Origin of the sequence: Rhizobium sp. PRIMUS64, from assembly GCF_023006465.1 — a bacterium.
Classification (GTDB): Bacteria; Pseudomonadota; Alphaproteobacteria; order Rhizobiales; family Rhizobiaceae; genus Rhizobium; species Rhizobium leguminosarum.
This window is the reverse complement of sequence record NZ_JALBGX010000214.1, coordinates 1-7,706: the sequence shown is the minus strand read 5'-3', so window position 1 is coordinate 7,706 and position 7,706 is coordinate 1. Positions and strand designations below refer to the sequence as shown.

Below are 7,706 nucleotides of genomic sequence, written 5' to 3'. Positions count from 1 at the left end.
CGACCCAGGCCTCGACGCCGAGCGCGGCAAGCGCGACGCGCGCGAGGTGACGCCAGGGATAGTGCGTGCGCATCGCCGCGAGGCCGAGCCTCTTAAGGAACGGCAACGAAAACAGGAAGGCGAAGCCATATTGCCAGAAGGCTGCCGACGCCGAGGGAAAGGCAAGCTTCATCGTCAGCCATTGGGTGACGACGTTGAGAAGCGAAAAAGCAATGCCGGCAAGCACCATCCAGAGTGCACCGACAACGGCGCGGGACGGCGAGACTGCAAGGGAAGTCTGATTCATGTCTTTCATCCAAAACAGGGACCAACATAAATCAGGACGCATGAGGCACGGACACGAGCGACATGGCGGATCCCTGCCCTTCGCACGGCCAACACTCATTCTCTTCCATCCGGACTTTAACCGTCGGCTCCGGAATCGCACCGGATCTGCTGACCCTTCCCCCGCTTGGACATGAGGGAAGGCGCTCGCGGGCTCGAGCCGAAACTCTTACCGCCGGTGGGGAGTTTCACCCCGCCCTGAGAACAGAAATGTCGTAGATCAAAGCCCGCGCGGCGGCAAGAGTGTTCCTAAAGCAAAAGGGGTCCGGCAAAGCCGAACCCCTCTCAAATCCTTCACAACCGGTCTCGTTTCCGGCTGACGGATAATATCAGATCAGCCGTTGACGGCGTCCTTCAGGCCCTTGCCAGGCGTGAATTTGGGCACGTTGCGAGCCGGAATGTCGACTTCAGCGCCCGTCGACGGATTACGGCCCTTCGTTGCGGCACGATGAGAAACGGTGAAGCTGCCGAAACCCGCGAGGCGGATGTCGCCCTTGTTCTTGAGTTCAGCCTGGACAACGTCGAAAACCGCGTCAACAGCGGAAGCCGCGTCAGACTTCGTCAGCCCTGCCTTTTCGGCTACTGCGGACACGAGTTCATTCTTGTTCATGTTTCCACCCCTTTCTAAATGGTATGAAACGACTCAAAAGTAAGCTAGGCGCAGAATAGGTTTCATCAGGCCCGCCGAAAACCCAAAAGCCCTGCAAATCAAGGAAAAGCAAGCGTCTACATGACGTTTTCACAAAAAAGGCTGGCGTTTCCGCCAGCCTTTTTGCGTGTTTTGCCCCAATTGGGCGTAAATGTGGCAAAGGCCACTCAATGCGCTATGGTTGCGCCTGTCTCATCGAGGCCTTCGACCGTTGCGATGACGGGCGTTTCTACCGTGCCGTCCCATTCGATCGGCTCCGGTCGCCGGATCAGCGCATGCTTGATCACCTCGCCCATGCGGGATACCGGGATGATCTCCATGTTGTTCTTCACGTTATCGGGAATCTCCGCCAGGTCCTTGGCGTTTTCCTCCGGAATCAGCACCTTCTTGATGCCGCCGCGAAGCGCTGCGAGCAGCTTTTCCTTGAGACCACCGATCGGCAGCACACGACCGCGAAGGGTGATTTCACCGGTCATGGCCACATGCCTATCCACCGGGATGCCTGTCATGATCGAGACGATCGCAGTTGCCATGGCGACGCCGGCCGAGGGGCCATCCTTCGGCGTCGCGCCTTCCGGCACGTGCACGTGGATGTCGCTCTTGTCGAAGCGCGGCGGCTCGATGCCGAAATCGACGGCGCGCGAGCGGACATAGGAGGCCGCTGCCGAGATCGATTCCTTCATGACTTCCTTCAGATTGCCGGTGACCGTCATGCGGCCCTTGCCCGGCATCATCACGCCTTCGATGGTCAGCAGTTCGCCACCGACTTCCGTCCAGGCAAGACCGGTCACGACGCCGACCTGATCCTCGCCCTCGGCTTCGCCATGGCGGAAGCGCGGGACGCCCAGGTAGTCGGAGATGTTGGCAGCCGTCACATGAACGGCCTTCGTCTTGCCCTTGATGATCTCGGTGACCGCCTTGCGGGCGAGTTTCATCAGTTCCCGTTCGAAGTTGCGGACGCCGGCTTCACGGGTGTACTGCTGGCTGATCGCCATCAGGGCGTCGTCGCTGACCGAGAATTCTTCCGGCTGCAACGCATGTTCCTTGATGGCCTTCGGCAGCAGGTGCCGCTTGGCGATCTCGCGCTTTTCATCCTCGGTGTAGCCGGCGATACGGATGATCTCCATGCGGTCCATCAGGGGCGCCGGAATATTCAGCGTATTCGCCGTCGTGATGAACATCACATCCGACAGGTCGTATTCGACTTCCAGATAGTGGTCCATGAAGGTCATGTTCTGCGCCGGATCGAGCACTTCCAGCAGGGCCGAGGACGGATCGCCGCGATAATCCTGGCCGAGCTTGTCGATCTCGTCGAGCAGGAAGAGCGGGTTGGACTTCTTCGCCTTCTTCATCGACTGGATGACCTTGCCGGGCATCGAGCCGATATAGGTGCGGCGGTGACCGCGGATTTCGGCTTCGTCACGAACGCCGCCAAGCGCCATGCGGACATACTCACGGCCGGTCGCCTTGGCGATCGACTGGGCGAGCGAAGTCTTGCCGACACCCGGAGGGCCGACGAGGCAGAGGATCGGGCCCTTGATCTTGGTGGCACGGGCCTGCACGGCCAGATATTCGACGATGCGCTCCTTGACCTTGTCGAGACCGAAGTGATCGGCTTCGAGGATCTTCTCGGCATTGTTGAGATCGGCCTTGATCTTCGACTTCTTGCCCCAGGGAATGCCGAGCAGCCAGTCCAGATAGTTGCGCACGACGGTGGCTTCCGCCGACATCGGGCTCATCTGGCGCAGCTTCTTCAGCTCCGCATCGGCCTTTTCACGGGCTTCCTTGGACAGCTTGGTCTTGGAGATGCGCTCTTCCAGTTCGCTCATCTCGTCGCGGCCTTCCTCGCCGTCGCCGAGTTCCTTCTGGATCGCCTTCATCTGTTCATTGAGGTAGTATTCGCGCTGGGTCTTCTCCATCTGGCGCTTGACGCGCGAGCGGATGCGCTTTTCGACCTGCAGGACCGAGATCTCGCCTTCCATGAAGCCGAGGGCCTTTTCGAGGCGCTGTTTGACGCTGGTGGTCTCCAGCATCTCCTGCTTCTCGGTGATCTTGATCGACAGATGCGAAGCGACCGTATCGGCGAGCTTGGAATAGTCGTCGATCTGGCTGGCGGCGCCGACCACTTCGGGCGAAATCTTCTTGTTGAGCTTCACGTAGCTCTCGAATTCGGAGACGACCGAACGCGACAGAGCTTCCAGTTCGACCGGATCGTCATGCGGCTCCTCGAGCACATGGCCGAGCGCCTCATAGAAATCCTCGCGGCTGGTATAGGTGTCGATCTCGGCGCGGGCGCGGCCTTCCACCAGAACCTTCACGGTGCCGTCGGGCAGCTTCAAGAGCTGCAACACGTTCGCCACGGTGCCGACATTGTGGATCGCGGAAGGATCCGGATCGTCGTCGCTGGCGTTGATCTGCGTTACCAGCATGATCTGCTTGTCGGAACCCATGACCTCTTCGAGCGCACGGATCGACTTTTCCCGTCCTACGAACAGCGGCACGATCATATGCGGGAAAACCACGATGTCGCGCAGGGGCAGAACAGGGTAGGCAGTGCTGCTCGCTACAGACGTTTTCTTCGTCATTTTATGTCCTTTCCATCGTCCCGTTGCCGGGCTCTCTGCACGGCCGCTTGGGACCGGCCGGCACTCTCACTTGTTGCTACAAGTGGAGGTTCTGACTACGCTTTTCAAGCCACGCTAACGCCCGCGTCCCTCGGATGTGACAGCTTTATTACAACGGAACGCCAACACTATGAAGCGCGTGGCTGGACCGGCGCTTACCACTTCCGACCCGGCTAAAATACAAACGCTAGCAAGAGACTTACGGAATCTTTGCACCATTGCCAAGCACTACCCCTTGCGCAACATCGGCAAAGGCAATGTCGGTTCCCACCGGCAAATACTAGCAGCGCTTCGCATGGTTTTTCAAATAGAAAGGGGCCTGCCTATGGCAAGCCCCCAAAATAATCACACGAAAGCCCAAGCTCACGCCGAAGCGTTGGCTTTTTCTTCCTGGCGATCGGCATAGATGTAAAGCGGACGGGCCGAACCGCGCACCACTTCCTCGGAGATGACGACCTCGCGCACGCCTTCCAGCGTCGGCAATTCGAACATCGTGTCGAGCAGGATCTTCTCCATGATCGAGCGAAGGCCGCGGGCGCCGGTCTTGCGCACGATCGCCTTGCGGGCGATTTCGCGCAGAGCGTCCTCGTGGAAGTTCAGTTCCACGTCTTCCATCTCGAACAGGCGCTGATACTGCTTGATCAGCGCGTTCTTCGGCTCGGAGAGGATCTGGATCAGCGCGTCCTCATCGAGGTCTTCAAGCGTCGCCAGAACCGGCAGACGGCCGATGAACTCAGGGATGAGGCCGAACTTGACCAGATCTTCAGGCTCCAGTTCGCGCAGGACCTCACCGACGCGGCGGTCATCCTGCGACTTGACGGTCGCACCGAAGCCGATCGAGGTCTTCTCGCCGCGGGCAGAGATGATCTTGTCGAGGCCGGCAAAGGCGCCGCCGCAGATGAACAGGATGTTCGTCGTGTCGACCTGCAGGAATTCCTGCTGAGGATGCTTGCGGCCGCCCTGCGGCGGAACGGAAGCGACCGTGCCTTCCATGATCTTCAGGAGCGCCTGCTGCACGCCCTCGCCCGAGACGTCGCGGGTGATCGACGGATTGTCGGACTTGCGCGAAATCTTGTCGACTTCGTCGATGTAGACGATGCCGCGCTGCGCACGCTCGACGTTGTAGTCGGCCGACTGCAGGAGCTTCAGGATGATGTTTTCGACATCCTCGCCAACATAACCGGCCTCTGTCAGCGTCGTCGCATCAGCCATGGTGAAGGGAACGTCGATGATGCGGGCGAGCGTCTGGGCAAGATAGGTCTTGCCGCAGCCGGTCGGGCCGACGAGCATGATGTTCGACTTCGCCAGCTCGACTTCGCCGTTCTTGGAGGCGTGCGCCAGGCGCTTGTAATGGTTGTGAACGGCGACCGACAGGATCTTCTTCGCCTGCCGCTGCCCGATGACGTATTCGTCGAGGACCTTGATGATGTCCTGGGGCGTCGGAACGCCGTCGCGGGACTTGACCATCGAGGACTTGTTCTCCTCGCGGATGATGTCCATGCACAATTCGACGCATTCATCGCAGATGAAGACGGTCGGTCCGGCAATCAGTTTCCGGACTTCGTGCTGGCTCTTTCCGCAGAACGAACAATAAAGCGTGTTCTTGGAGTCGCCGCCGTTGCTGCCGCTGACCTTGCTCATATCACTTTCCTTCCAGCACGCCGCATTTCAAGGCGAAATCGCGGTCCACTCTATCAGCTCCTGGCGGCACTCCGTTTCCGGAGCCTTTGCCGAGAAGGGCTTCAGGGGGTACGAACCGGGCCCAACCAATCATGTCCGGGTTCCGGCGGCAACGAATTCCCCTTCGAATGCCGAATGCTATGTCATAAAAATTCAACATAGCATTAATAGTTACTATTAGCGTCTTCGTCGCCGTATGAAAGCCCCTGTTCAATCACAAATGGGATAGAACTGTGGCGACAAAAACACCATCCCTATTAATTACTAGGCCTGTTCGCCTTCCATTTCGAGGCGCGACGTCAGAACCTTGTCGATCACGCCCCAGCTCTGGGCTTCGTCCGCATCCATGAAATGGTCACGATCGAGCGTCTTTTCAACTTCTTCGTAGGTGCGGCCGGTGTGCTTGACGTAGACCTCGTTCAGGCGGCGCTTCATTTTGAGGATATCGCGGGCGTGCCGCTCGATGTCCGAAGCCTGGCCCTGGAAGCCGCCCGAGGGCTGGTGCACCATGATGCGGGAATTCGGCGTGGCAAAACGCATGTCCTTGTGGCCGGCCGCCAGCAGCAGCGAGCCCATGGATGCGGCCTGGCCGATGCAGAGCGTCGAAACCGCGGGCTTGATGAACTGCATCGTATCGTAGATCGCCATGCCGGCGGTGACGACGCCGCCGGGCGAATTGATGTAGAGGGCGATTTCCTTCTTCGGGTTTTCGGCCTCGAGGAAGAGTAGCTGGGCGCAGACGAGCGTCGCCATATGGTCCTCGACGGCACCCGTCAGGAAGATGATGCGTTCCTTCAACAGGCGGGAATAGATGTCGTAGGAGCGTTCACCGCGGTTGGTCTGTTCCACGACCATCGGCACGAGGGCCATTGCGGTATCGACTGGGTTTCTCATGTGCGTCCTTTGTCAACGTCTCGCCGGCCGGCGCCGGGAATCAAAGAAAAATGTCTTACCCCTACATAGAGTGTCCCGGCCCTCCTCTTCAAGACACGCATGAGGATAACGTTAAGAAGGCGGGGCAAGGCGGCTCCTGGTAGCCTCTTTCCCCCAAACGCTTGTTAACGGCGAGCCCTTGGTACGATCTCCCCCGGCTTTTCTCCATGACAGTGTGAAGGAAGGCTTACTCTATTCGACTGTGCTCATACACGTTTACCCAACGGAAAGCCTACCGGCAGATATCGGCCTGAAACAATGCCGCAGCGCAGCGACATTAAGGAACTGGCGAGCTTCCTCGGCAAGGATGAGAACCGACAGACAAGGGGTTGCTGCCGTGTTCAATATTGCTACAGGTCTCGCTATCTGGTGTTCCGAGGCCATGACGCTCGCTTTGGTGCTGTTCGTCGCCTGGCGCCACAACGTCAGGAACGAGGCCTATCTCTATTGGGGCTTGGGCTTCCTCCTGACCGGCATTGGCTTTGCGATGGTCGCGCTGCGCGGCGAAATCCCCAGCGTGCTTTCCATAGAGGCAGGCAATGCCATCGCGCTGCTCGGCCAGAGCGCCTGGGTGGCAGGTTTTCTGGCGCTCGACCGCAAGCGGATCGAATGGTGGGCGCTGCTGCCGCCGGTCATCTGGCTCGCCGGGGTTTTCCTGCCCTGGGTCAACAGCGATTATTCAAACCGGGTGGTGCTCTATAACCTTGCTTCAGCGACAGGTGCGACGGCACTTGCTATGGCGGTCGCCGCCGGCGACATGCGCCGCGAGCGTACCCGCGTCAAGCTGATGGGCGTGTTCGTCATCCAGGGCTGCCTGTGCTTCGGCTCAGCGCTGATGATGGCGCTGACGCTGCCGAGCGATATCGAAGCGACCAATCTCGGCGGCGCCTCCGCCATGGCCAGCGCCTTCCTGCTCACAATCGCCTTCGCGTTCACCTGCCGGCTGATCATGGAGCGCTCCGAACGGCACCTGCGTGCGCTCACCCTGACTGATTCGCTGACCGGCGTGCTCAACCGCCGCGGCCTGCTCGGCTATTTCGACGGCATCCAGGAAAAGGCCCATGACGACCAGCGCCAGGTCGCGGTGATGCTCTTCGATCTCGACCATTTCAAGCGTGTCAACGACCGTTTCGGCCACCAATCCGGCGATGCAGTGCTGACCGCATTCGCGCGGATGGCCCGCCAGTATATTCCAAACAACATCTTCGGCCGCATGGGCGGCGAAGAATTCGCCGCCTTCGCCGCGGTCACGGACCAGACGGAAGCCGAGGCGATCGCCGAAGCGATCCGCACCGAATTCTGCCGTCTTCCCGTGAGCACCGGCGAAGCGATCGTTCCGGTCACGGTCAGCATCGGCATCGCGCTTGCCTCCTCGATCGAAGCCAATATCGACAAACTGATCTCGGCCGCCGACCGGGCGCTCTATGCGGCGAAGGCGGCCGGCCGCAACTGCACGGTCACCTTCGGCGAAGCGGAGGCCGCTGCCCCGGCACCGG

5 protein-coding genes, 1 pseudogene and 1 riboswitch are annotated in these 7,706 nt (G+C 59.8%); of the genes and pseudogenes, 1 reads left to right on the top strand and 5 read right to left on the bottom strand.

What is annotated here, in order from left to right:
* The 5 genes and pseudogenes from MOV76_RS37525 to clpP all read right to left on the bottom strand — a co-directional run.
* Positions 1–286, bottom strand: a pseudogene (locus MOV76_RS37525) (EamA family transporter); the annotation flags it as partial.
* Positions 287–379: 93 nt separating this feature from the next.
* Positions 380–534: riboswitch (FMN riboswitch) on the bottom strand.
* 124 nt (positions 535–658) lie between these two features.
* The gene (gene hupB, locus MOV76_RS37520; protein ID WP_003558438.1) at positions 659–934 is read right to left on the bottom strand and encodes a DNA-binding protein HupB; all 276 of its coding nucleotides are present in this window, start codon (positions 932–934) and stop codon (positions 659–661) included.
* Positions 935–1,140: 206 nt separating this feature from the next.
* Positions 1,141–3,558, bottom strand: coding sequence for an endopeptidase La (lon, locus tag MOV76_RS37515; protein WP_017959927.1), 2,418 nt, complete (start codon positions 3,556–3,558; stop codon positions 1,141–1,143).
* Positions 3,559–3,960: 402 nt separating this feature from the next.
* On the bottom strand, positions 3,961–5,238 hold the full coding sequence (clpX, locus tag MOV76_RS37510) for an ATP-dependent Clp protease ATP-binding subunit ClpX (protein WP_017963839.1): 1,278 nt from the start codon (positions 5,236–5,238) through the stop codon (positions 3,961–3,963).
* A gap of 303 nt (positions 5,239–5,541) precedes the next feature.
* Entirely contained in the window at positions 5,542–6,171 is a 630-nt protein-coding gene (clpP, locus tag MOV76_RS37505; RefSeq protein WP_003547334.1) for an ATP-dependent Clp endopeptidase proteolytic subunit ClpP, read from the bottom strand.
* Between the two features lie 214 nt (positions 6,172–6,385).
* On the opposite strand from clpP, the gene MOV76_RS37500 reads away from it, so the two are divergent.
* Positions 6,386–7,706, top strand: a 1,321-nt coding sequence (locus tag MOV76_RS37500) for a diguanylate cyclase (protein WP_247266459.1), incomplete at its 3' end; no start/stop codon positions are given.

Coding starts and splice junctions, on each gene's coding strand:
- hupB (WP_003558438.1), bottom strand. CDS start 934: ATGAACAAGAATGAACTCGTGTCCGCAGTAGCCGAAAAGGCAGGGCTG.
- clpX (WP_017963839.1), bottom strand. CDS start 5,238: ATGAGCAAGGTCAGCGGCAGCAACGGCGGCGACTCCAAGAACACGCTT.
- lon (WP_017959927.1), bottom strand. CDS start 3,558: ATGACGAAGAAAACGTCTGTAGCGAGCAGCACTGCCTACCCTGTTCTG.
- clpP (WP_003547334.1), bottom strand. CDS start 6,171: ATGAGAAACCCAGTCGATACCGCAATGGCCCTCGTGCCGATGGTCGTG.